This window comes from Variovorax pasteuri (assembly GCF_051216435.1).
In the GTDB taxonomy this organism is placed as follows: Bacteria; Pseudomonadota; Gammaproteobacteria; order Burkholderiales; family Burkholderiaceae_C; genus Variovorax.
Genome location: NZ_JBPJZS010000005.1, coordinates 125,969 through 150,777 on the forward strand (window position 1 = coordinate 125,969; position 24,809 = coordinate 150,777).

Below are 24,809 nucleotides of genomic sequence, written 5' to 3' on the forward strand. Positions count from 1 at the left end.
CCCGCTGCCGACTCAGGGCGCCTCCATGCCCTTCTGCGCCAGCACCGCGCGCCCCTCGGCGCTGCCCAGCAGCGCCAGGAAGGCCTGCGCGGCCGACGGGTCGCGTGCGGCCGAGCCCACCGCGCCCGCGTACACGGTGTAGTTCTGCACCTCCGCCGGAATCGGCCCGACCAGCGTGGCGCCCGGCACGGCCAGGATCTCGCTGACCTGGTGCACCGCGATGTCGGCCTCGCCGTTCACCACGCGTTGCGCCACCAGCCCGCCGGGCACCAGCACCGCCTTGGCCTGGATCTGCGGGGCGATGCCCATCTTCACGAACAGCTGCGACAGGTACACGCCGCTGGAGCCGCCCGCCGCGGGGTCGATGTAGGCGACCGCGCGTGCGTCGAGCAGCGCCTGCCTGAAGCTGGCCACGCTGGAGATGTCCGGCGCGGGCGCGCCCTGCTTCACCGCCACGCCGATGGCCACGCGCGCGAGCCGCGCAGCGCTGCCCGCCACCACCTTGCCCGACGCACCCAGCTGCTCGATGGCGGCCGGCGTGAGCACGACCAGGTCGAAGGCCTCGCCGTTGCCGATGCGCTTTTGCAGCGCGCCGGCCGTGTCGTTGTCGATGCTGAGCTTGTGACCGGTGCGCTGTTCGAACAGCGGCGCCAGCGCCACCACCACGGGCTTGAAGGCGCCGGCGGTCAGCACCTTCAGCTCGGCCGCCAGGGCGCCGGTGCACAGGGTCAGGAGCGCGAGGGTCAGGGTGAGTTTTTTCATGTATTGCCTTGAAGGAGGAGTCCAGCCGCCACGGGTCGAAGTCTCGCATTTCCGTTGCGATGCAATGACCCTGCCGCAATGTATCGACTAAGCTTTGCCGCCATGCAGTTCCCGCTCCCGCCCAAGAACCGATGGCTGTGCGCAGCCCTCTTGACGATGGCATGTCTCCAGAACGCGCTCGCTGCCGACGAAGAGTCGGTGCGCGAACTCGCCGAGACTTCCCAGCACATGCTCAACGAACTGGCCAGCCAGGTGACCGACCTGCGGGCCATGGCCGAGCGCAAGACCTTCGACACCGTCACGAAGACGCTGGAAAAGCAGGTTGGCCAATGGCCCACCGAGACCGACGCCACCGAGAAATACCGGCCGTGCAAGAACGCCCTAGAACGCGCGCTCGACGTGGCGCGGCTCACGCACGCCAAGGCCACCGGCACGAAGGCTGCCACGCCGGCCGAAGAAAAGGCGTGGCTGCAGGAACACGCGAAGCTGACCGACAAGCGCACGGTCTGCGAGCGTGTGCTGCGGCATCCGCTGATCCGGGCGTCCTGAGCCCCACGCTCGCGCCCCTTCTTCCACTTTTCGGAGCCCGCATGGCGTCTTCATCCACCGCCGCACATCCGCACTACGACCGGCTGATCGCCGCGGCGCGCGCCCTGCCCCCGCTGCGCGTGGCCGTGGTGCATCCGGTGAACGACGTGTCGCTCGAAGCGGTGCTGTCTTCCGTGCGGCTGGGCCTGATTGCGCCGGTGCTCGTCGGCCCGCGCGAACGCATCTAGGCCGCAGCGGTGGCCATCGGCGCCGACCTGTCGGCCTTCGAGATCGTCGACGCACCGCACAGCCATGCGGCCGCCGATGCCGCGGTGGCCATGGCCCTGCGCGGCGAGGTCGACGCGCTGATGAAGGGCAGCCTGCACACCGACGAGCTCATGGGCGCGGTGGTGCGCCGCGAAGGCGGCCTGCGCACCTCGCGGCGGATCAGCCACTGCTTCGTGATGGACGTGCCGGGCCATTCGCAGCCGCTGATCATTTCGGACGCGGCGATCAACATCGCGCCCACGCTCGAAGAAAAGGTCGACATCGTGCAGAACGCGATCGACCTCGCGCATGCGCTGCACATGCCTGCCGTGCGGGTGGCGATTCTGTCGGCCACGGAAACCGTCAACCCGAAGGTGCCCTCCACGCTGGACGCCGCCGCGCTGTGCAAGATGGCCGACCGCGGCCAGATCACCGGCGCGCAACTCGACGGCCCGCTGGCGCTGGACAACGCCATCGACCCCGAGGCCGCGCGCATCAAGGGCATCGACTCGCCGGTGGCCGGCCGCGCCAACGTGCTGATCGTGCCCGACCTGCACGCGGGCAACCTGCTCGCCAAGAGCCTCACCTTCCTGGGCGGCGCCTATGCGGCGGGCATCGTGCTGGGCACCCGGGTGCCGGTGATCCTGACGAGCCGCGCCGACTCGGAGGCGGCACGGCTCGCCTCGTGCGCGGTCGCGTCCATGCTGGCGAAGGCGGGGCGCGAGCGGCTCATCAAGGCCATCGGCTGATCGCCCCCGCGCTTCTTCAGTCCTGCAGGCAGAGGTACTTGAGCTCCAGGTAGTCCTCGATGCCGTGGCGCGAGCCCTCGCGGCCGAGCCCCGACTGCTTCACGCCGCCGAAAGGCGCGACCTCGTTGGAGATGAGGCCGGTGTTGATGCCGACCATGCCGGTCTCCAGTTGCTCGCCCACGCGCCAGATGCGGCGGCGGTCTTCGGTGAACACGTAGGCCGCGAGGCCGAACACCGTGTCGTTCGCCATCGCGATGGCTTCTTCTTCGGTGTCGAAGCGAAACAGCGGCGCCAGCGGACCGAAGGTTTCCTCGCGCGCCACGCGCATGCGCTGCGTCACGCCGGTAAGCACGGTGGGCTCGAAGAAGGTGCCGCCCATCGCATGCGGCTTGCCGCCGGTGCGCAGCTGCGCGCCTTGCGAGAGCGCGTCGTCGATGTGCTCGCGCACCTTGGCCACGGCGCGCGCATCGATCAGCGGTCCTTGCGTGACGCCGGCTTCCAGCCCGTTGCCCACCTGCATCGCTTCCACCGCCTGCACCAGCCGCTGCGACAGCGCGTCGTAGATGCCCGACTGCACGTAGATGCGGTTCGCGCACACGCAGGTCTGGCCGGCGTTGCGGAACTTGGAGGCCACGATGCCCTCGACCGCGCGGTCGAGGTCGGCGTCGTCGAACACGATCAGCGGCGCATTGCCGCCGAGTTCGAGCGACAGCTTCTTGATGGTGGGCGCGCACTGCTGCATCAGCAGACGGCCCACGCCGGTGGAGCCGGTGAAGCTGAGCTTGCGCACGGTGTCGCTCTCGCACAGCGCGGCGCCGATGGCCGGCGCGTCACCGGTCACGATCTGCAGCACGCCCGGCGGCAGGCCGGCCTCGAGCCCCAGCACGCCGAGCGCGAAGGCGCTCAGCGGCGTGAGCTCGGCCGGCTTCACGACGATGGTGCAGCCCGCGGCCAGCGCGGGAGCGACCTTGCGCGTGATCATCGCGGCCGGAAAATTCCACGGCGTGATGGCGGCGCACACGCCGATGGGCTGCTTGAGCACCACGATGCGCTGGCCGGCGCGCTGAGGCTGCAACACCTCGCCGTCGACGCGCTTGGCTTCTTCGGCGAACCATTCGATGAACGAGGCGGCGTACGCGATTTCGCCGCGCGCTTCGGCCAGCGGCTTGCCCTGCTCCAGCGTCATGAGGCGGCCCAGGTCGTCCTGGTGCGCGAGCATCAGGTCAGCCCAGCGGCGCAGCACCTGGGCCCGTTCGCGCGCGGTGCGTGCGCGCCACGCGGGCAGCGCGGCGGCGGCGCCGGCAATGGCGCGCTCGGTCTCGGCGCGGCCCATGCGGGGCACGTCGGCAATGTGCTGCCCCGTGGCGGGGTCGGTCACGGCGAGCGTGGCGCCGCTGTCGGCGGCGGTCCATTCGCCGTCGATGAGGCAGGCGGGCTTCAGCAGGTCGGGGCGCTTCAGGCCCAGGGCGTGGGTGTTGTTCATCGCAGTCATCCCGCTCATGCCTTCAGTGCGCCGTCGATGATGCCCAGCGCGCGCTCGAACAGCGCATCGGGAATGGTCAGCGGGTACAGGAAGCGGATCACGTTGCCGTACATGCCGCAGCTCAGCAGCAGCAGGCCCTGCTCCATCGCCTTGGCCTGCACGCGCTTCACGGCTTCGGCGTCGGGCGCACCGGTGGCCGGGTCGCACAGCTCGATGGCGACCATCGAGCCTTGCCCACGCACGTCGGCGATGGCCTTGTTCGATTCCTTCGCGTCGAGCAGGCGCGACACCAGGCGCGAGCCCAGTTCGGCGGCGCGGTCGCACAGCTTCTCGTCTTCGATCACGTCGAGCACCGCGTGCGCGGAGGCCACGGCCAGCGGGTTGCCCGCGTAGGTGCCGCCCAGGCCGCCCGGTGCGGGCGCGTCCATGATGTTCGCACGGCCCGACACCGCCGACAGCGGCATGCCGCCCGCCAGGCTCTTGGCCAGCGTGACGAGGTCGGGCTCCACACCGTGGTGCTGCATGGAGAACAGCTTGCCGGTGCGCGCGAAGCCGGTCTGCACCTCGTCGGCGATGAACACGATGCCGTGCTCGTCGCACAGCGCGCGCAGGCCCTGCATCAGCTCGGTGGGCGCGACGTTGAAACCGCCCTCGCCCTGCACCGGCTCGATGACGATCGCGGCCACGCGCTTCGGGTCGATGTCGGTCTTGAACAGGCGGGCCAGCGCGGCCAGCGAGTCCGCCGTGCTCACGCCGTGCAGCGCGCTCGGAAACGGCACATGGAACACGTCGGCCGGGAACGGGCCGAAGCCCAGCTTGTACGGCGCGACCTTGCCCGTCATGGCCAGCGTCATGAGCGTGCGGCCGTGGAAGCCGCCGCCGAAGGCGACCACGCCGGCACGGCCGGTGTGGGCGCGCGCGATCTTCACGGCGTTTTCGAGCGCCTCGGCGCCGGTGGTGAAGAAGGCGGTCTTGACCGGGCCCGAAATGGGCACCAGCGCGTTCAGGCGCTCGGCCAGCGAGATCACGCTTTCATAGGGAACGATCTGGTAGGCGGTGTGCGTGAAGTTCGCCAGCTGCGCCTGAATGGCGGCGACCAGCTTCGGATGGCGGTGGCCGGTGTTGAGCACCGCGATGCCGGCCGCAAAGTCGATGTACTCGCGGCCCTCCACGTCCCACAGGCTCGCGTTCTCGGCGCGCTGGGCATGAAAGTCGCACATCACGCCGACGCCGCGCGGGGTGGCGGCAAGGCGGCGGGTCTTGAGTTCGCTGTTGGTGGTCATGGAGGCTCGCTTGAAGAAGAAGAAGGGGGTGGTGATCGCTCGAAAGATCTGATTGAATCCCCTATTGGCCCCACCGAAAAGATCCACTTTTGCTCCAGTGCATGGGGCCAATTGAAAACCGCATGAAATCCATCTGTGCCGACCTCGTGCTGCAGCGCCTGGCCCCCGACGCGGCCACCGCGGCGACGGCACTGAACCGCCAGCTCTACGACTGCCTGCGCGAGGCCATCCTCGACGGCAGCCTGCCGCCTTCGAGCCCCCTGCCCGCCTCGCGCGACCTGGCGCGCGAGACCGCCATGTCGCGCAACACCGTGCTGCACGCGTACGCGCAGCTGCAGGCCGAGGGCTATGTGCATTCGCGCGTGGGCAGCGGCACCTTCGTGGCCGCGACCACGCCCGAGAGCCAGCTGAGCGCCGGCCGCGCGCGCACCGTCGCGCCCGAGGCGCCCGGCACCGTGCGGCTCGCCAGGCGCGCACAGGCGCTGGTGGCCGACGCCTCGGCCGCACCGCGCCAATGGGGCGCCTTCATGCCCGGCGTGCCCGACGTGACGCAGTTCCCGCACCGCACCTTCGGGCGCATCGTGTCGCGGCTGTGGCGCGCGCCCACGCCCGAGCTGCTGACCTACTCGCACGGCGGCGGCCACCCCGCGCTGCGCGAGGCCATCGCCGAGCACCTGCGCGTGGCGCGCAGCGTGCGCTGCGACGCAAACCAGGTGCTGGTGACCGAGGGCGTGCACCAGGCCATCGACCTGTCGCTGCGCATGCTGGCGGACCCGCGCGACACGGTGTGGGTCGAAGAGCCCGGCTACTGGGGCTTTCACAAGGTGCTGCAGATGGACGGCACGCGCGTGCGCGCGCTGAAGGTCGAGGCCGGCGACGAAAGCCCCCAGGCCGGCTGGCCGCGCGGAGGCACGCCGCCGCGCCTGATCTTCGTGACGCCCTCGCACCAGTACCCGCTGGGTTCGGTGATGAGCCTGGCGCGCCGCCGCGCGCTGCTCGACCACGCGCGCGCCTCGGGCGGCTGGATCTTCGAGGACGACTACGACAGCGAATTCCGCTTCGCGGGCCGCCCGATTCCCTCGATGCAGGGCCTGGAGGCGGACAGCCCGGTGATCTACGTGGGCACCTTCAGCAAGACGCTGTTCCCGGGGCTGCGCGTGGGCTACATGGTGCTGCCGCGCGCGCTGGCCGCACCCTTTCGCACCGCGCATGCCGACCTGTACCGCGAAGGCCATGCCATCACCCAGGCGGCGCTGGCCGAGCTGATCGAGCAGGGCCACTACGCGGCGCACATCCGCCGCATGCGGGTGCTCTATGCGCGAAGGCGCGCGCTGCTGGCGGGGCTCATCGCCACGCACCTGGGGCCGGCGTTTCTGCATCCTCAGGCCAGCAATGCCGGGCTGCACCTGGTGCTGCAACTGCCCGAGGGCAGCGACGACGTGGCGGTGGCGCGCGACGCCGAGGCCCACGGCGTGCTCACGCGCCCGCTCTCGCGCTACTACCGCCGGGGCGGCGCGCAGCGCGGGCTGCTGCTGGGGTACGCGTGCGTGCAGGAGGCCGACATCGAGCCGGCGTTCCGCGTGCTGCTGGGCTGCCTGCAGCGCGCCGGCGCGACTACCATTCGCGCGCATGTCTCCTGATGCCCTGCTCCCCGTCGCTGCATCGATCGGCTTCGAAGGCCCGTCGCTCGAGGTGGCGCGCCGCCTGATCGGCGTCACCCTGCTGATCGACGGCGTGGGCGGGCGCATCGTCGAGACCGAGGCCTACGACAGCACGGAGCCCGCCGCCCACGGCTTCGGCGGCCTGCGGCCGCGCAATGCCTCGCTGTTCGGCCCGCCGGGACGCGCCTACGTCTACCGCTCCTACGGCATTCACTGGTGCCTGAACTTCGTCTGCCGCGAGGCCGGGCACGGCGCCGGGGTGCTGATTCGCGCGCTGGAGCCGACCCACGGCATCGAGCGCATGCGAGAGCGGCGCGGCCTCGACGACCTGCGGCTGCTGTGCGCCGGCCCCGGCCGGGTCGGCCAGGCGCTCGGTGTGGACCATGGCTTCGACGGCATGGCGCTGGACGCGCCGCCCTTCGCGCTGCTGGCGCAACCCGGCGACCAGCCGCCGCTGGAGATCGCGGTCGGGCCGCGCATAGGCATCTCGAAGGCGATCGAACTGCCCTGGCGCTTCGGTGAGAAAGGCTCGCGCTACCTGAGCAAGCCGTTTCCGCGGCAGTGAACGCAGACATGCCCGACTCGGGCCGGATGTGTCAGGCGGCACGCGGTGCCAGCTGCCGGATTTGTGTCTTGCGTGGAAGCAAATGTGGCGCTTCTTTGCACGGTGGCAGCAGGCCGACGAAGCCCTTGCACGGCGTAGCGCAGAAGCTGTATTTGTTGGCGCTTATCGAGACTTCGTGCCGCTCGAAACGGCTATTGCGCCGAGCCATTCTCTACAGTGAATGCCCCTGTCACTCACTACCCCAACTAGGGGACAAGGAAGGCGCTACACACGCAACCACTGAATGTTTGAAGGCTGCTTGCCTCGCGGCAGGTTGTCGGTGCGAAAGCAGCGATGCAGATGCGAGGTATCAAAGGCGACGGCCGGGGTGTTACTAGCACCCCGACCGTCTAACCAAATCCGTGCACCAACCTCTAAAGGAAAGCACAAAAATGGCTACCAAGACTATAGCCCGGCCACCCACGCCCGGAGCTTCCGAAGACAACGCCCAAGACCCGGCGGATCTTCTTGAAAACACCCTCTCTCAGCTCGAAGCTCTCCTGTGGGTCTGCCATGGGGAAGACATCGACTGGTGCAGCGGGGATGGGCCTCGACAACTGGACAACTTGCTTTGGCTTGCGGCTGAACTGGCGCGGAAGGCTGGGGAGTTGTTTCAACTGAACGAGAAGGCGCGCAAGGGCGCGTCTGAGACTGGCGGGTAGTGGCTGGTCTAGCGAGCTGCGAATTTCGCAGCTCGCTCGTAAAGCGGAGTGCTTCAGCGCGCGCAGCTTCCTAGCCTCGCTGAGGGCTAATCAACCAGCCAGCGTCGCATCTTCAGCGTACAGCCTGCAATCATTGTTTCCAATTAGGCCGGGCTCAAGCCCCGCTATCAGGCGAAGCTTTTTTGGCCCGCGATTTCCGCGCAGCAGACCCTTGCACCATCTTGAGCGCGTCTCTATATAAATACGGCACCCAGAACACTGGCGCAAGCTTTGTGCCTCGTGATGCAAAAAATCCAATGTCAACCAACTTGTCTGCAACTCGGGAGGCGTCTTTCTCATCTTCGCCCCAAATTACGCGTAGCGTATCTAAGTTCTGCTCGGATTTTTCGCGCTCCAACTTGTACAAATGACGAATTAATGAAGGATGTTCTGCGCACAGAGTTTGTTTAAACCGAGTCTCGGAAACAACCGGCAGCGCCTCTTGAAGCGGGGAATTATCAATAAGATATCCGTCATCAGGATGCCGCTTTCCCAATCGATAGTTATTTAACTGCATCTCGCGCGCAGCATTGAGCAAATGAATAATCTCTCGTGGTGCAGTTCGACCGGTGCCATCCGCCAATCGAGTCAGCATCCAGTCTAAAGTTTTTGGTTTTTTAGGGCCTTTCTCCACTTGCCTAGGAAATACCTTGTAGAAAAATTCTTCTTGGAGCGTCAAGTCGCTCATGATTTTTCCAGGGTCAACTTGGTAATATCCACAGACTCCCTCGTTTGACACCAATCTATTAACTATAAGGTTTAGAATGGATTGATTATCCCAATTCAATGTAATTACTCGAGTGATATGACTTGCTTCTCTAAACCCTGTTGCCACAACCTTCTTCCAGATATCGTCTCGAAGAAAAATCTTTACCTTGAATTGAGAATACACAACCATATCGAGATAAACCCGAAATAGTGACCGTATTGCACACGCCTCAAGCGCATCGCTATCTGCAAACGCGACGTCTAAACGATCAAGAACGATCCACGCTGTTATCGTTTGCTTCGAAAAACCAATATTCAATTTCGCCAGTAGGGCGTCGATAGAAATGAAACCCTCTTTAATCTGAGCAGGGCTCGGCTCTCCAAGAGTTATTTTCCCTGTGATTTTCAACCCCGATCCGGGATCAGTTATCCCTCCTTCAACACTGGGCAATATCTGACGCAGATAACTCCAAGCTGCCCTGAGTCGAGAAACGAGGTTGGCATTTCGCTCAAGCAGCCCATTACTCACCAATGCCTCAATTACTTCCGAGCATTCCTTGTTAATCGACTTTGTAGCTTCTAATTGATGACGGATTTGATGCGCAAGAATGGAAAGAAAATATATTTTCCACAAACTTCGGAAATGGTCATCTGACAGATGATGTCCATTTGTGATTTGCTCAATATCCCTAAATGCCGGCAACCCCCGGGGATTTTCAGCTTGCAAAAAAATGGTTCGTTTTCCGAGTCGGAATTCTTCTTTTTTAGACGTGAGAAGGGAATAAAGTGCGCTTTTCCCCGATCCTTTGGCCCCAAAAACAATATCGCACTCGCCTGAATAGAATTTTCGCCATTGCTCTGTTTCAACAAAATAGTGACTCAGCTTTCCTATCTCATCCTCAGCAATCTGGCTGCCAAACTCGGATGCTTCAAGAACCTGTTGTTTGTCCACTGAGATACGCCTGTATTGAATGTCCGCCAAATTGTTCATTATTTTGATGTCATGCGTGCGCGATTAAGCTTGGAATGTTCCGCCCCGTGTAGGAATGCGGCATAAAAAGGCAATGAATGGTTACATGATGATGACTCTTTGTCCAGTCAACATCTTTTTGGAGGGCACGCCCGCGACTCACCTTTGAAGCTCAACAACTAACGGCTGGCGGAATCATCGGTGCCCATCCATCAAAGTATTCGGTCGGTAGCGTGGACGCGCATGTGTGCACCTAAGACGGCTCTGGAGCAACTCTACGAACCCGAATTTGTGACCGTTGAAGAATCGGTCGCCCTTATCAAAGGTCCGAGGGCAAGCGATCCTTCAGACTCAGATACTTCCAAGCGTACTCAAACATGCCTGAGTAGCACTAGCCACGAGCACACCGTCCACGTCATAAACGGCAGCCACAGAAAGCCCGCGCCCCTCCCCGCACAAGGACTCTGCACCTCAAAGCAAAGCCACCCATCCACCCTGAACGGCCGATGAAACCAGATCGCATGGTTCAGGCTCGCCACATGCAGCCGCTCCCCATCGCGGTCGAGCTGCGGCACATGAATGCCCACGGCCGCAAAGTTGAGCCACAAGTCCGACAGGTACGCGAACGCAGCCGCGCGAAGCACGGCGACAGCGGCAAAGGAACCGCAGGGCTCCCATGCCGTTCCTCACCCCAGAACATCCTTCCCCTGCTCGTTGAACTCCGTCTGGCTCAGCGCCGTGCCGATCTCCCGCGGCAGCGCGTCGCGCACCGAGAACACGCCGAGAATCTTCGTTCCCGACACCAGCGGCAGATGGCGAAAGCCCCGTTCGAGCATCAGCACCACGGCGTCGGACACCCGCATGTCGGGTGGCACGCAGATCGGGTTGGGGGTCATCACCTCGCGCACCGCCGTGCGATCGGCGTCGAGCCCGCGGGCCAGCACCCGGGTCATCAGGTCGCGCTCGGTCAGGATGCCCAGCAGGGTGTCTGGCAGCTCCATGACGAGCACGCTGCCGCAGTTGGCACGCGTCATCACGCAGGCGGCATCGCGCACGCTGGCCTGCGGGCCCAGGCTGACGACATGCGTGCGCGAGATGGACTGAAAAACAGTGCGCTCGGCCATGGTGCGACCTCCGGAAGTGGCGTGATGGTGCGCCCGGCCGCCGCTCAGCGCAAGGAGGCGTTGAGCCGCTCCAGCGCCTGGGCGCCGGGGCAGAGCTGGGCCGGGCCCAGCGCGTTGAGCGGCCGGTCGCTGGTGTTGAGCGCCGTGTGCAGGTCGGTGGCCAGCGGGTCGACGTAGAGCAGGCCCGTCACCACCTCGCCCATCTCGTGGTGCCGCTGCATGTAGGCCATGGCGGCGTAGCGGTCGCCGGGGTTGTAGTCGGGGTGCAGGCTGCGCAGGCGCAGCAGCGTGCCGTCGTGCTGGCGCACGTCCAGCACTTCGCCCGGCCCCATGTCGACGGTGATTTCTTCCCGCCCGCTGATGAAGTCGATGCGGCTCACCGCCTCGTTGTGCTCGCGCACGTAGTCGTAGCTCTTGGTGCTGCCGGGGTGGTTGTTGAAGGCAACGCAGGGGCTGAGCACGTCGATGAAGGCCGACCCGCCGTGGCTGATGGCCCCCTTGATCAGCGGCACCAGCTGCGCCTTGTTGCCCGAGAAGCCGCGGCCCACGTAGCTGGCACCCAGCTGCAGCGCCATGGCCACCAGGTCCACCGGGCTGTCGGTGTTGACGACGCCCTTCTTGCTCTTGGAGCCCTGGTCGGCGGTGGCCGAGAACTGGCCCTTGGTGAGGCCGTAGACCCCATTGTTCTCCACGATGTAGGCCATGCGCACGCCGCGCCGCATGGCGTGGGCGAACTGGCCCAGGCCGATGGAGGCCGAATCGCCGTCGCCCGACACGCCCAGGTACAGCAGGTCGCGGTTGGCCAGGTTGGCGCCGGTCAGCACGCTGGGCATGCGGCCGTGCACGGTGTTGAAGCCGTGCGACGCGCCCAGGAAATAGTCGGGCGTCTTGGAGCTGCAGCCGATGCCCGAGAGCTTGGCCACGCGGTGCGGCTCGATGTCCAGCTCCCAGCAGGCCTCGATGATGGCGGCGGAGATCGAGTCGTGGCCGCAACCGGCGCACAGCGTGGAGATCTTGCCCTCGTAGTCGCGCCGCGTGTAGCCGACCTTGTTGGTGGCCAGCGTCGGGTGGCGCAGGCGTGGCTTGGCAAGGTAGGTCATGCGGATTCCTTCCATTCCTTCATGGGGGTGGCGCGGGACGCCTGTGCCTGCGCCTGCGCCTGCGCCTGCTTCAGATGCGTGCCGATCGCCTCGACGATGAAACGCGCCGTGATGGGCGTGCCGTCGAAATGCAGCACCCGCACCAGCCGGGCCGGGTCGGCGTCCAGCTCGTTGAGCAGCAGGCTGCGCATCTGCGCGTCGCGGTTCTGCTCGACCACGAACACCTGCCTGTGCTGCGCCAGGAACTGCACCACGCTCTCGGGGAAAGGAAAGGCGCGCAGCCGCAGCGCGTCCAGGTGGATGCCCTGCGCCTCCAGCGCATCCAGCGCCTCGTGCATCGACGGGCTGGTCGAACCGAAATAGATCACGCCCAGCTCGGTGGCCTGCGCGGCCGGCCGCGGCACCGGCTGCGGCACCAGCGTGGCCGCGGTCGCAAACTTCTTCAGCAGCCGCTCCATGTTGTAGATGTAGTCGGGCCCGCGCTCCGAATATCGGGCGTAGGCATCGCGCGTGGTGCCGCGCGTGAAGTAGCTGCCCTTGGTCGGGTGCGTGCCCGGCAGCGTGCGCCAGGGAATGCCGTCGCCGTCCACGTCCTTGTAGCGGCCGAAGTCGCGGCCCGCCTCCAGCTCTTCGGCGGTCATGACCTTGCCGCGGTCGTAGGCCTTGCTGTCGTCCCACGCAAAGGGCGCGCACAGGCGCTGGTTCATGCCGATGTCCAGGTCGGTCATCAGGAACACGGGCGTCTGCAGCCGGTCGGCCAGGTCCAGTGCGGCGGCCGCGTGCTCGAAGCACTCGTGCGGGTCTTCGGGGAACAGCAGCACGTGCTTGGTGTCGCCATGCGACGCATATGCGCACGAAAGAATGTCGGCCTGCTGCGTGCGCGTGGGCATGCCGGTGGAAGGGCCCCCGCGCTGCACGTTGATGAGCGTGACCGGGATCTCCGCAAAGTAGGCCAGGCCGATGAACTCGGTCATCAGCGAAATGCCCGGCCCCGAGGTCGGCGTGAAGGCGCGCGCGCCGTTCCAGCCGGCGCCCACCACCATGCCGATGGAGGCGAGCTCGTCTTCGGCCTGCACGATGGCAAAACGGTGCTGGCCCGTGGCCGGATCGACGCGGAACTTGTTGCAGTACTTCTGGAAGGCCTCGGCCACCGAAGAAGACGGCGTGATCGGATACCAGGCCGCAACGGTGGCGCCGCCGTACACGCAGCCAAGTGCCGCAGCGCTGTTGCCGTCCACGAAGATGCGGTTGCCCACCCGGTCGGCACGCCGCACCTGCAGGCCCACGGGTTCGCGCAGGTTTTCCCGCGCGAAGTCGCAGCCCAGGTGCAGCGCCTGCACGTTGGAGGCCAGCAACTTCTCTTTGCCCTTGTACTGCTCGCCGAACAGCTTCTCGACCACCTCGGGTTCGATGCCGAGCAGGATGGCCAGCGCGCCCACGTACACGATGTTCTTGAACAGCTGGCGCTGGCGCGGGTCTTGATAGACGGCGTTGCAGATCTCGGTGAGCGGCATGCCGATCACGCGGATGTCGCTGCGGAATTTCGAGGGCGGCAGCGGGCGCGTGCTGTCGTAGAAGAGATAGCCGCCGGGCTCCAGCTCGGCCACGTCGGCGTCCCAGGTCTGGGGGTTCATCGCCACCATCATGTCGGTGCCGCCGCGCCGCCCCAGGTGGCCCTCTTCGGTCACGCGCACCTCGTACCAGGTCGGCAGGCCCTGGATGTTGCTCGGGAAGATGTTGCGCGGGCTCACCGGCACGCCCATGCGCAGGATGGCCTTGGCGAACAGCTCGTTGGCCGAGGCCGAACCCGAGCCGTTGACGTTGGCGAACTTGATGACGAAGTCGTTGACGCCTTCGATCTGTGGAATGGCGCTCATGCCGCCACCCCCTGCCCTGCGGGCGTCATCTTCAGCAGGAATTTCTGCATGTCCCAGGCGCCCGTGGGGCAGCGCTCAGCGCACAGGCCGCAGTGCAGGCAGACGTCTTCGTCCTTGACCATCACGCGGCCTGTCTTGAGCCCGCCGGACACGTACAGGTCTTGCGCCAGGTTGAGCGCCGGCGCCTTCAGCCGGGGCCGCAGTTCGGCTTCGTCCGCGTTGTCGATGAAGCTGATGCAGTCCATCGGGCAGATGTCCACGCAGGCATCGCATTCGATGCAGGCGGGCTCGGTGAACACGGTCTGCACATCGCAGTTCAGGCAGCGCTCGGCCTCCTTGAAGGCGGTGGCGGCATCGAAGCCCAGCTCCACCTCCACGCGAATGTTCGCCAGCGCCGTCTCGGCCTTGGCCCATGGCACCTTGTAGCGCAGGTCGTTGGAGGTGTCGTTGTCGTAGCTCCACTCGTGGATGCCCATCTTCTGCGACACCAGGTTGGTCATGGGCGCGGGGCGCACATACACCGGCTCGGCGCGCAGCAGCTTGTCGATCGACACCGCGGCCTCATGGCCGTGGGCCACGGCCGTGATGATGTTCTTGGGGCCGAAGGCCGCGTCGCCGCCGAAGAACACGTGGGGCACCGTCGACTGGAAGGTGTTCTTGTCGAGCGTCGGCAGGCCCGACTTGTCGAAGCCGACGCCGCAGTCGCGCTCGATCCAGGGGAAGGCGTTTTCCTGCCCCACCGCGACCAGCACCTCGTCGCATTCGAAGTAGGCGTCGGGCTCGCCCGTGGGCACCAGCGTGCGGCGGCCCTGGTCGTCGTATTCGGCACGGACAATCTCGAAGCGCATGCCCAGCAACTTGCCCTCCTCGTGCACGAAGGCCTTGGGCACGTGGAAGTCGATGATCGGAATGCCTTCGTGCTGGGCGTCTTCCTTTTCCCAGGGCGAAGCCTTCATTTCGTCGAAGCCGCTGCGCACGACGACCTTCACGTCGGTGCCGCCCAGGCGGCGCGCCGACCGGCAGCAGTCCATGGCCGTGTTGCCGCCGCCCAGCACGATCACGCGCCGCCCGATGCTGCTGACGTGGCCGAACGACACCGAGTTGAGCCAGTCGATGCCGATGTGGATGCTGGCGGCCGCTTCCTGGCGGCCGGGCACGTCGAGGTCGCGTCCGCGCGGCGCGCCGCAGCCGACGAAGATCGCGTCCCAGCCCTGCGCCATCAAGGCCTTCATCGAGCCGATGCGCTCACCGCCGCGGAAATCGACGCCCAGGTCCAGGATGTAGCCCGTCTCCTCGTCGATCACCGACTCCGGCAGGCGAAAGCGCGGGATCTGGGTGCGGATGAAGCCGCCGGCCTTGGCCTCGGCGTCGAACACCGTCACCTCGTAGCCCAGCGGTGCCAGGTCGCGCGCAACGGTGAGCGACGCAGGGCCGGCGCCGACGCAGGCAATGCGCTTGCCGTTCTTCGGCCCGGGCTTGGGCATGCGCGCGCGCACGTCGTCCTTCATGTCGGCCGCCACGCGCTTGAGCCGGCAGATCGCCACCGGTTCGGGGGCCTGGGCGTTGCTTTCCTCCACACGCCCACGCCTGCAGGCAGGCTCGCAGGGCCGGTCGCAGGTGCGCCCCAGGATGCCGGGAAAGACGTTGGACACCCAATTGATCATGTAGGCGTCGCCATAGCGGCGCTGCGCGATCATGCGGATGTATTCGGGGACGGGCGTGTGCGCCGGACAGGCGTACTGGCAATCGACCACCTTGTGAAAGTAGGCCGGGTTGGCTATGTCGGTTCGCTGCAAAGCGTTGTCTCCTGACGGTCGCCCGGGAGCCCGAAGGGGCCGGCGCGCGGCTCTGCGGCGAGTATGCGCCGCACTGGCGGCTCGCAAGACTTGGTGGAATCCCGCAGAAACACGAGCCCTCGGGGGTCGAGCTTGCGCACGCTCCGTGCGCAAAGTGACCACCCGGCACCGCACCGTCGGCCGACCGCTGGCAGCGCCTATGCTAGGCGGTCAAGAACAAGGCCCCTGCCCGGCCACAGCCGCAAGACAAACCTCCCATGCACCCGACCGGAACCCTGCGCGGCATCGCTGCGATGCTGTTGGCCTGCGCCTTCTTTGCCTGCATGGACGCGCTGCTCAAGAACCTGGCCGGGCACTACCCGCCGGTGCAGGTGATGGCGCTGCGCGGCCTCACCGCGCTGCCCCTGGTCTGCCTGTACATCGCATGGCGGCGCGAGGCCGGCGGCGTCTTCAACCGCCGGCTGCGTTGGCGGCTGCACCTGCTGCGCACCGTGCTGAACATGGCGATGCTGGTGCTCTTCGTGCATGGCCTGAAGACCCTCGGCCTGGCCGAGGCCTACACGCTCACCTTCATCGCCCCGCTGTTGATGGTGCTCATCGCCGTGCCGATGCTGGGCGAGTCGGTGCAGCCACGGCACTGGATCGCCATCGGGCTGGGCTTCATCGGCGTGGTGATCGCACTGCGGCCCGAGCAGGGCGCCTTTCTCTCGATGGGCGCGCTGGCGGTGCTGGTCGCCGCGGTCTTCTATGCGCTGTCGAACATGCTGGGCCGGCTCATCAGCCGCACGGAACCCCGCGCCGCCTTGGTCTTCTGGACGACCGCCGGCATGGCGGTGGGGGGCACCTTGTTGGCAGCACCGCAATGGGTGCCCATTCAGCCCCAGCACATGTGGGTGCTCGCGGGCCTGGCCATCAGCGGCTTCCTGGGCCAGATGGCCATCGCCGAAGCCTTCCGGCACGGCCAGGCCGCAGCCATCGCTCCGTTCGAATACAGCGCCCTTGCATGGGCGTTGATGCTCGACTGGTGGATATGGAAGGCCGCGCCCGATGCATGGACGCTGGGCGGCGGAGCATTGATCGTTGCAAGCGGACTCTGGCTGGCGCGAAGCGAGGCGCCGAGGTCTGCAGGAAAGAAGCGGCAGGCGGTCTGAGCCGCGGCGAACTGTGTGGGCGAAACCGCATGCCGTTGTGGAAGGTTCAAGAGAGCGTACTTACGCCAAGCCGCAAATGCTTGCGTTCCTGCGCAGCGCCCTCGACGTAGCAGTCGAGGGCCGATGACACCGAGAGCAACACGTCACAGCACCATCTTCCAGAAAGCTCGCGACGAAGTCGTGCGTCACGGCCAGGGTGTGCTGCCGCCTCACGACGCAGGCCGCTTGGTGCGAGAAGGCGCTGACCTCGCAGTGAGAAAAGTTGCAAGGCGGTCCAGCGCACCGCTGCGCTCGCGCAAAGGCAGCAGGATGCCAATGTCGCGAAATGCCGCAGGCGCATGCCAATGCACTTCGACCAGATGGCCCCCGTCCAGCAGATGCCGCACGACGCTGCACGGCAATAGCGCCAACAGTTCCTCCTTGGCAAGCAGCGCCCAGACCATCGTCGGTGAGGTAGTCAGGACATTGCAGGTCTTCGGCGGCTGCGCGGAGTCCGCGAAGAGCTCGTCGAAGGCCTGACGTGCCGCCACCGGCGCTGGCGTTGTGAGCCAGGTCGCGGCCTCCAACTGCGCCAGCGACACCTTCTTCTTCAATGCCAGCGGATGGCCCGGCGCAGCGACAACGGCAAAGCGGTCTTGCTGCAACGCGATGAATTCCCAACCCTCAGGCAGGACCTCTGGCGCGCGGCACACGAAACAGTCGATCTCGCCCGCGGTCAGCAGCGAAGGCTGATTGGCCGCATCGGCCTCTTGCAACTGCACGACGATGTCAGGGTGGGCGCCGGCGAACGCCGGCAATGCGTCGCCAAGCAGGCTGCTGATGCCTGCGGCAATGGCCGCCACGCGAACCACCGAACCGGCACGGCTTGTGATGGCCACCGTTTGCGTGGCGGCTTCGTCCACCAGCGCCAGCATGCGCCGCGCCATCGGCAGCAGCGCAACACCCAGTGCAGTGGCGGACATGCCTTTCGAATGCCGCAGGAACAACGCGCTGCCAAGCAGCGCTTCGAGGTCCGACAGCGCCTGCGTGGCGGTCGGCTGCGCCATGCCGATCGCTTCGGAAGCGCGCTTGACGGAGCCCAGATCGGCGGTGCGAACGAACACCTCGAGATGGCGCATGCGCGCGCGGCTCAGCAGGCGGTTTCGCAGTACGGTGGCGGACAGGGTCATGCGTCTGAAGGTATTGGAGATGCCGATAGCAACTGGCAAAAATCGATTGGAAGTCTATCGCTTCAACGACCAAACTGCAGACCACAAAACATCGAACCGGAGACATCACTTGGCCCCCTTCAAACACGGACGACGCCTGCGCGCGTCGCTGCTCCTGGCTTGCGCCGCCGCGTGCGTCTTGCCCTCCTTTGCGCAGACCTATCCCGACAAGCCCATCACGCTGATCGTTCCCTACCCGCCGGGCGCGGCCGTCGACCGCGTGGCCCGTGGACTGTCGCTCGAGCTTGGCAAGCGTCTGGGGCAGAGCGTGATCGTCGACAACGTGGCCGGCGCCTCGGGCACAGTGGCCGGCAAGCGCATGCTGCGCACGCAGCCTGACGGCTACACGTTGATGATCGGCACGGTCAATGAACTGGTGGTTGCGCCGCCCGTGATGAAGGCGGGCTACACAGCGCGCGATTTCACGCCCATCGCAAAGATATCCAACAACTCGACGGTGCTGGTCGCGCATCCAGGGTTCGGCGCCAACACTGTCGACGAGCTGAGCGAACTGGGCCGCAAGAGTCGCGAACCTCTTCTGTCCGGCGCCACCGGCACGGCCACGATGCAGACCTTCGGCGGCACGATGCTGGCCGACGCAGGCGGCTTCAAGATGACCCACGTTGTCTACAAGGGCGGCTCGCCGCTGCTCAACGACCTTGTCGCGGGGCAGGTGCAACTCGGCACGATCGCGCTGACTTCGGCGCTGCCGTTCATCCGCGACGGCAAGCTCAAGGCCATCGGCATCATCTCGATGCACCGCGACCCGACGGCCGCCAACATACCCACCGTGAACGAGGGCAAGACAGTCAAGAACGTGCAGGCCGACCTCTGGACCGGGCTCATAGGTCCTGCGCGCATGCCTCCCGCGGTGGTGGCCCGCCTGAGCAGCGCGGTGCGCGAGATCATGGCCAGCGCAAGCTACCGGGAAGCCGAATTCAAGTCGGGCAGCGTGGTGGCCGAATTTGCCGAACCCGCCGCCTTCGGCCGGTTCCTCGCCCAGGAAGAAGAGCGCGTGCGTCCCCTGCTCGCCAACGTCAAGCCGGAGTAGAAATTGAGCCTGACATCGCTACCGCTGAACCGGACAGACATTGGCAACGGCATCGAAATCCACTATGCCGAGGCCGGCATCGGCACCCCGCTGATCTTCGTGCATGGCGGCATGGGCGATTGGCAGTCGTGGGCGCCGCAGTGGCAGGCATTTGTGCCGCACTTTCGCTGCATCACCTACAGCCGCCGCTTCAGTTCACCGAACCGCAACCTCCTGGGCAGTACCACTCACTCGGTCACCGACGAGGCGCAGGACCTTGCCGGTTTCATGGACGCCATTCACGCCGCGCCTGCGGTATTGGTAGGCACGTCCTACGGCGCGTACACCGCGCTCGCGCTGGCCCTGCGCTGGCCGGAGAAAGTTCGAGCCTTGGCGTTGACGGAGCCACCCGTGCTGCCTTTCGCAGACCGGGTGCCCGGCGGACGAGAGGCCCGCGAACTCTTCGAGCGCGACGTGCTGCGGCCGGCGGACGCGGCGTTTGCAGCGGGCGAGGTCGACCGTGCGATCGACATCCTGACCGGGGGAATCAACGGGCGCGACAGCAAGGAGGCGATGTCAGAAGCCGGGCTGGCAGGACGCCGTCGCAACGCGCAGGCGATGCGCGCGCTCGCCTTGTCGAGCGAGCCCTATCCCGCGCTGGACGTCGAGGCGCTTGCTGCGCTCCAGATCCCGACATTGCTGCTGCGCGGCGAACGAACGCAACCCATCCACCGGGCGGTATCCAGCGCGCTGGCGGCACTGATGCCACATGCACGCATGATCGAAGTTCCGGCAGCAGGACATGGCGTGCATCGCGACAACCCCGCGCTTTTCAACTCGGTGGTGCTTCGCTTTCTTGTGGGTCTGAACATCGCGTAGACGGACCTCGGGCTGCAATCCCGGACTTGATGCTCGATGTGTGGATGCGTGTTGGCGCCGACCGAAAAGTGAGCCAGCGGGGATGCGAACAAGAACCTGGACTGCCTGAAAGTAGTTCATGCATTCCTACGAAGATCGAATCCGAGCAGTCGGGCTCGACGAGGCTTGGGGCTCATGGCATAAACCGTCCAGGTTTTTGTCCGCCCCCCGGGGGCTCACATCTACTTCGGCATCAAATCAACGACATCAGGGAGGATCCAGAATGACACTCGTCTTTTCGTCTTTCAACGACCACTTGGGCACGCTGCCGCCCGAGCTTTCGCGACACGGCATGGCGTTGCGCTCGCAAGTCCAGCAGCGCATCAGCACCTTGCCGGATTCCGGCCTGTCTGCCTTCCTCTTCCTGCCCGACCAAACCGACCACCCCGACCACGAAGACGCACCGCAGGTTTTCGCGCAGGCCGTCGAGCAGATGTACCTGCCCAAGCCCCACGTGGGCGACGAGATTCCGCTTCTGTTTCTCGGCTATCACGCGATGAGTCGGCTCAGCGGCAAGCGCACGTCGCAGGGGTTTCTGCTGACCGACCAGGCGATGTACGTGCAGGACGACTTCACGGTGCTGCTGGCGGCGCCAATGGCGCAAAGCCACGTGCTGCCCGGGCGCATCGGCGAGGTGCCCTCTTTCGTATCGACGCTGCTCGAACGCTACAAATCCTGGAAGGACTGGGCCGGCGTGTCGGGCGTGCCCGAGCCGATGCTGCTCGAGCGATGCGGCGCGCTGCTGGCGCCGGTGGTAAGCGCAGCGGTCGAATACCACGCGCAACATGCCAGCCAGCGGCAGGCACCGCAGCGCACATGGAAGTTGTCCGAACTGGTTGCCGACCACAACGCGGCCGATACGCTGCTCGACCCGCTCAACCCCAAGCTGTCAAAAAAGCTCGGCAAGGTGTCTGGCAAGTTCCAGGTTCCTGCCAATGAAACGCTGCAGTTCGCGCTGGTGGATTTCCCGCTGTTCGGCGGTCCTTACGGCCTTGCACTGACCAAGCAGGCGTTGTACGGCAAGGACCTGATGGAAGCGCCGGTGCGCATCGCGTTGCAGAGCGTGGATGCCAGCGCGCTGCAAATCACGGAAAAGGGCGACGAGCTGCTGACCGGCTCGAATGAGCCCGTCGCGCTGCCCGCGCACATGGAGGCAGCGCTTCGGGAGCCCTTTCTCGCTTTTCTCAAGCAGGAAATCGTGAGCCTTCAGTCGCAAGCCTGAGCGGCGCGCGCACCTCAAGCCCCTGAGCCGGCCACGATCGCGATGCCGCGAATCTGGCCTGCGGCAGGCGCGCCTTCGGCCGACGCCGGCTTCGCATAACGCGACGGCGCAAAGCGGTGCAGCAGCTCGGCTTCGCGAACGCGCGCCGACGCGAGGTTGGCGAGCTTCACATGACCGAAGCCGCGCACCGACATCGGCAGCACGGCCACGCGCGCGGCGGTCGATTGGTTGTCGGCGGTGAGCTCGGTGCACATGTCCTGCAGCAGGCCGTCGAAGTGCGCGATCAGCTCGCGCTCGATGCGGCGCTCTTCGGTGTAGCCGAACAGGTCGAAGGCGGTGCCGCGCAGCCGCTTGCCGTGCGCCAGCCACTTCATGGCCGGCAGCATCCAGGCGCCCAGGCGCACCTTGACCGGCGCCTGCCCGTTCGCGGGGCGCGCGAGCAGCGGCGGGGCCATATGAAACTCGAGCTTCAGGTCGCCTTCGAACTGGTCCTTGAGCTTCTGCAGGAAGGCGCCGTCGGTGTAGAGCCGCGCCACTTCGTACTCGTCCTTGTAGCTCATGAGCTTGAGCAGGCTGCGCGCCGCGTTGCGCGTGAAGGGCAGGCTGGCATCGCCGCCCGGCAGTGCGGACTCGGCCTGCTGCAGCGCGCGAATGCGCGTCTCGAAACGTGATGCCCACGCGGCGTTCTGGTAGCCGGTGAGATGGCGGCGCGCATCGGCCAGCAGCGTTTCCAGCGGGCGCTCGTCGGCCTGCTGCGCTTGCGCATTCATCGGCGCCGCGCGCAACTGGTCGAGCGCGGCAGGGTCGCCCGCAGCGAGCCGCCCCAGCGAAAAGGCCGACTGGTTGGCCGCCACCGCCACACCGTTGAGTTCGATCGCATGCATCAACGCCTCCAGGCTCAGCGGCACCAGGCCGCGCTGCCATGCGTAGCCGGTCGCCACGATGTTGGCGGCCAGCGTGTCGCCCAGGAACTCCTCGGCCAGGCTCTGCGCGTCGAAGGTCTCGACCTGCTCCTCGCCCGCGACGAAGCGCATCTTCTCCAGCAGCAGGTCGACGTGCAGGTCGGCATCGGGGTTGCGCAGCGACTCGGCCACCGGGATCTCGTGGATGTTGGCGAGCACGCGCGTGCGTCCGTGCCGCACGGTCTGCAGGGCATCGGCCGATGCGCCCACCACCACGTCGCACGCCAGGATGGCGTCGGCCTGCTGGGTGTCGATGCGCACCTGGTTCAGCCGCTCGGGCGCATCGGCCAGGCGCACGAAGCTCAGCACCGAGCCGCCCTTCTGCGCGAAGCCCATGAAGTCGAGCACGCTGGCGGACTTGCCTTCGAGGTGCGCGGCCATGGCGATGACCGCGCCCACCGTCACCACGCCGGTGCCGCCCACGCCGGTCACGAGCAGGTCGTACGGCGCGCTCCATGCGTGCGGCGCGGGGTGCGGCAGCGCGGCCACGCGGTGCAGGAAGGCATCGCGCCCCGCGGCCAGCGCGCCGCTCTTGCGGCGCAGCTTGCCGCCGGTGACGCCCACGAAGCTGGGGCAGAAGCCCTTGGCGCAGGAGTAGTCCTTGTTGCAGCTGGTCTGGTCGATCTTGCGCTTGCGGCCCATCGGCGTTTCCTGCGGCAGCACGGCCACGCAGTTGCTCTGCACGGTGCAGTCGCCGCAGCCTTCGCACACCGCTTCGTTGATGAAGAGGCGCTTGGGCGGTTCGGCCAGCTCGCCCTTCTTGCGGCGGCGGCGCTTCTCGGCGGCGCAGGTCTGCTCGTAGATGAGCACGGTCACGCCGGGCATCTCGCGCAGGCGGCGCTGCACCTCGTCGAGCGCGGCGCGGTCGTGGAACTCGGTGCCCGCCGGAAAGCGGTTCCTGATGGCGTCGTAGTTGCCGATGGCATCGCTCACGACCACCACCTTGGTCACGCCTTCGGACTCGACCTGCCGCGCGATGGCGTCCACGCTGATGACGCCGTCGACCGGCTGCCCGCCGGTCATGGCGACCGCGTCGTTGAACAGGATCTTGTAGGTGAGCGTGGCCTTGGCGGCCACGGCCTGGCGGATCGCGAGGTAGCCCGAGTGGTAGTAGGTGCCGTCGCCCAGGTTCTGGAACACGTGCGGCGTCTTCGTGAACATGGCGTGCGAGATCCAGTCGACGCCCTCCCCGCCCATCTGTATGAGCCCTGCCGTGCTGCGGTCCATCCAGTTGGCCATGAAGTGGCAACCGATGCCCGCGCGCGCGGTGGAGCCTTCGGGCACCTTGGTGCTGGTGTTGTGCGGGCAGCCGGCGCAGAAGTACGGCAGCCGCTTGACGGCGTCGCTCGCGTTGCCCAGCAGCTCGGGCGGCGTGAAGTCGCGCACATGCTGCAGGTGGTCACCCAGGTCGTGGTTGTCGGGGAAGTGCACGGCCAGCCAGTGCGCGACCAGCTCGATGAGGCGCGAGGGGCGCAGCTCACCCAGGGCCGACACCAGCGGCAGGCCCGCGCGGTCGTGCTTTCCCACGAGCACGGGGCGCGCACCGGCAGGCGCGTTGTAGAAGATGTCGCGCAGCTGCGTCTCGACCACCGCACCCTTTTCTTCGACGACGAGGATCTCGTCGAGCCCCTGCGCAAAGGCCTTCAGGCGCGTCTGCTCCAGCGGAAAGCTCAGGCCCACCTTGTAGAGCCGCACGCCGGCGCGCGCGAGCTGCTCGGGCGAGAGTTCGAGCCGGCGCAGCACCTCCATCAGGTCGTGGTGCGCCTTGCCGCAGGTGACGATGCCCACCTTGGCATGCGGGCTCACGATGACGTGGCGGTCGATGCTGTTGCGCTGCGTGAAGGCGGCCACGGCCGCAAGCTTGTCTTCGAGGCGCGACTCGATGCGCAGCGACGGCAGGTCGGGCCAGCGGTAGTGCAGGCCGTCGGTCGGTGCGCGGTGGCCGGTGGCGGCGCGCACGGCGTCGGCGTCTTCCCAGGCGGCCACGCGCGCATTCACCGCATCGAGGTCCACGGTGCCCGCGCTCTCGACGATTTCGGACAGCGCCGCCATGCCGACCCATGCGCCCGAATAGCGCGAGAGCTCGTAGCCGTACAGGCCGAACTCCAGGTACTCGGCCACGCTGGCGGGCTGCATCACGGGCATGCGCCAGGCCATGAAGGCGTGGTCGCTCTGGTGCGGCATCGACGACGACACGCAGCCGTGGTCATCGCCCGCCACCACCAGCACGCCGCCGTGCGGCGACGAGCCGTAGGCATTGCCGTGCTTGAGTGCGTCGCCCGCCCGGTCCACCCCCGGGCCCTTGCCGTACCACATGGCGTACACGCCCTCGACGGTGCGCTCGGGGTCGGACTCGACGCGTTGCGTGCCCAGCACCTGCGTGGCGGCCAGCTCCTCGTTGACGGCAGGCACGAAGCGGATGCCGGTCTGCTTGAAGCGCTCGCCGGCCTTCCAGATGGCCTGGTCGACCATGCCCAGCGGCGAGCCGCGGTAGCCGCTGACGAAGCCCTGCGTGTGCAGGCCGCGCGCCGCGTCGCGCCGGCCCTGCATCGCCAGGATACGGATCAGCGCCTGCGTGCCGGTGAGGAAGACCGAGCCGGCGTCGGCCCAGAGGTTGTCGGAGAGCTGGTAGTCGGGCCGTCTGAGTGCGGTTGCGGTGTGTGGGGCGTTCATGCCCGGAATTGTTCTGCCGCACCCGAAGGAAG

General features: G+C 66.4%; 19 protein-coding genes and 1 pseudogene. 9 read left to right on the forward strand and 11 right to left on the reverse strand.

The genetic code is table 11. The features are described 5' to 3' along the window. Positions 1-12: 12 nt before the first annotated feature. Positions 13-762: a molybdate ABC transporter substrate-binding protein gene (locus ACSFBM_RS19625; RefSeq protein WP_435485860.1), complete on the reverse strand. Its 750-nt coding sequence runs from the start codon at positions 760-762 to the stop codon at positions 13-15. A 156-nt stretch (positions 763-918) separates the two neighbouring features. Here ACSFBM_RS19625 and ACSFBM_RS19630 point away from each other — a divergent pair, with 156 nt between their 5' ends. Further along, complete coding sequence (locus ACSFBM_RS19630; RefSeq protein ID WP_435485861.1) at positions 919-1,311, forward strand: hypothetical protein; 393 nt, start codon at positions 919-921, stop codon at positions 1,309-1,311. A 41-nt stretch (positions 1,312-1,352) separates the two neighbouring features. Beyond that, positions 1,353-2,306: pseudogene (locus tag ACSFBM_RS19635) on the forward strand (phosphate acetyltransferase). A gap of 16 nt (positions 2,307-2,322) precedes the next feature. On the opposite strand, the gene ACSFBM_RS19640 reads toward ACSFBM_RS19635, so the two are convergent. Together ACSFBM_RS19640 and ACSFBM_RS19645 are read right to left on the reverse strand one after the other, a co-directional pair. Continuing rightward, entirely contained in the window at positions 2,323-3,798 is a 1,476-nt protein-coding gene (locus tag ACSFBM_RS19640) for an NAD-dependent succinate-semialdehyde dehydrogenase (protein WP_435485862.1), read from the reverse strand. Between the two features lie 5 nt (positions 3,799-3,803). Then, positions 3,804-5,072, reverse strand: coding sequence for a 4-aminobutyrate--2-oxoglutarate transaminase (locus tag ACSFBM_RS19645; RefSeq protein WP_435485863.1), 1,269 nt, complete (start codon positions 5,070-5,072; stop codon positions 3,804-3,806). A 122-nt stretch (positions 5,073-5,194) separates the two neighbouring features. On the opposite strand from ACSFBM_RS19645, the gene pdxR reads away from it, so the two are divergent. The 3 genes from pdxR to ACSFBM_RS19660 all read left to right on the forward strand — a co-directional run bounded on the left by pdxR (position 5,195) and on the right by ACSFBM_RS19660 (position 7,999). Then, complete coding sequence (gene pdxR, locus ACSFBM_RS19650; RefSeq protein WP_435485864.1) at positions 5,195-6,712, forward strand: MocR-like pyridoxine biosynthesis transcription factor PdxR; 1,518 nt, start codon at positions 5,195-5,197, stop codon at positions 6,710-6,712. Further along, positions 6,702-7,298, forward strand: a complete 597-nt coding sequence (locus tag ACSFBM_RS19655; RefSeq protein WP_435485865.1) for a DNA-3-methyladenine glycosylase — start codon at positions 6,702-6,704, stop codon at positions 7,296-7,298. The genes pdxR and ACSFBM_RS19655 overlap by 11 nt, the downstream gene beginning before the upstream one ends. A 431-nt stretch (positions 7,299-7,729) precedes the next feature. Then, positions 7,730-7,999 carry a hypothetical protein gene (locus tag ACSFBM_RS19660; protein WP_435485866.1) on the forward strand — a complete coding sequence of 90 codons (270 nt, stop codon included), beginning with the start codon at positions 7,730-7,732 and terminating at the stop codon, positions 7,997-7,999. Between the two features lie 154 nt (positions 8,000-8,153). Here the strand turns inward: ACSFBM_RS19660 and ACSFBM_RS19665 are convergent, their stop codons facing one another. The 6 genes from ACSFBM_RS19665 to ACSFBM_RS19690 all read right to left on the reverse strand — a co-directional run bounded on the left by ACSFBM_RS19665 (position 8,154) and on the right by ACSFBM_RS19690 (position 15,613). Next, positions 8,154-9,698 (reverse strand): P-loop ATPase, Sll1717 family, encoded by a 1,545-nt coding sequence (locus ACSFBM_RS19665; protein ID WP_435485867.1) that lies wholly within the window; start codon positions 9,696-9,698, stop codon positions 8,154-8,156. A 389-nt stretch (positions 9,699-10,087) separates the two neighbouring features. Further along, a complete protein-coding gene (locus ACSFBM_RS19670; RefSeq protein ID WP_435485868.1) occupies positions 10,088-10,360 on the reverse strand; it encodes a hypothetical protein in 273 nt (90 codons plus the stop codon). 42 nt (positions 10,361-10,402) lie between these two features. Next, positions 10,403-10,840 (reverse strand): CBS domain-containing protein, encoded by a 438-nt coding sequence (locus ACSFBM_RS19675; protein ID WP_435485869.1) that lies wholly within the window; start codon positions 10,838-10,840, stop codon positions 10,403-10,405. A 44-nt stretch (positions 10,841-10,884) separates the two neighbouring features. Continuing rightward, positions 10,885-11,940, reverse strand: coding sequence for a 2-oxoacid:ferredoxin oxidoreductase subunit beta (locus tag ACSFBM_RS19680; RefSeq protein ID WP_435485870.1), 1,056 nt, complete (start codon positions 11,938-11,940; stop codon positions 10,885-10,887). Then, entirely contained in the window at positions 11,937-13,817 is a 1,881-nt protein-coding gene (locus ACSFBM_RS19685) for a 2-oxoacid:acceptor oxidoreductase subunit alpha (RefSeq protein WP_435485871.1), read from the reverse strand. The genes ACSFBM_RS19680 and ACSFBM_RS19685 overlap by 4 nt, the downstream gene beginning before the upstream one ends. Beyond that, positions 13,814-15,613 (reverse strand): FAD-dependent oxidoreductase, encoded by a 1,800-nt coding sequence (locus ACSFBM_RS19690; protein ID WP_435485872.1) that lies wholly within the window; start codon positions 15,611-15,613, stop codon positions 13,814-13,816. The genes ACSFBM_RS19685 and ACSFBM_RS19690 overlap by 4 nt, the downstream gene beginning before the upstream one ends. Before the next feature lie 257 nt (positions 15,614-15,870). On the opposite strand from ACSFBM_RS19690, the gene ACSFBM_RS19695 reads away from it, so the two are divergent. Beyond that, positions 15,871-16,764 (forward strand): DMT family transporter, encoded by an 894-nt coding sequence (locus tag ACSFBM_RS19695; RefSeq protein ID WP_435485873.1) that lies wholly within the window; start codon positions 15,871-15,873, stop codon positions 16,762-16,764. Between the two features lie 209 nt (positions 16,765-16,973). Here the strand turns inward: ACSFBM_RS19695 and ACSFBM_RS19700 are convergent, their stop codons facing one another. Beyond that, positions 16,974-17,933, reverse strand: coding sequence for a LysR family transcriptional regulator (locus ACSFBM_RS19700; RefSeq protein ID WP_435485874.1), 960 nt, complete (start codon positions 17,931-17,933; stop codon positions 16,974-16,976). Positions 17,934-18,042: 109 nt separating this feature from the next. Here ACSFBM_RS19700 and ACSFBM_RS19705 point away from each other — a divergent pair, with 109 nt between their 5' ends. From ACSFBM_RS19705 to ACSFBM_RS19715, 3 genes are all read left to right on the forward strand, one after another. Next, entirely contained in the window at positions 18,043-19,023 is a 981-nt protein-coding gene (locus tag ACSFBM_RS19705) for a tripartite tricarboxylate transporter substrate binding protein (RefSeq protein WP_435485875.1), read from the forward strand. A gap of 3 nt (positions 19,024-19,026) precedes the next feature. Then, a complete protein-coding gene (locus tag ACSFBM_RS19710; RefSeq protein WP_435485876.1) occupies positions 19,027-19,881 on the forward strand; it encodes an alpha/beta fold hydrolase in 855 nt (284 codons plus the stop codon). Positions 19,882-19,999: 118 nt separating this feature from the next. Continuing rightward, a complete protein-coding gene (locus tag ACSFBM_RS19715) occupies positions 20,000-21,142 on the forward strand; it encodes a hypothetical protein (protein ID WP_435485877.1) in 1,143 nt (380 codons plus the stop codon). A 14-nt stretch (positions 21,143-21,156) separates the two neighbouring features. Here ACSFBM_RS19715 and ACSFBM_RS19720 read toward each other — a convergent pair whose 3' ends face one another. Beyond that, positions 21,157-24,777, reverse strand: coding sequence for an indolepyruvate ferredoxin oxidoreductase family protein (locus ACSFBM_RS19720; RefSeq protein WP_435485878.1), 3,621 nt, complete (start codon positions 24,775-24,777; stop codon positions 21,157-21,159). Positions 24,778-24,809 lie beyond the last annotated feature (32 nt).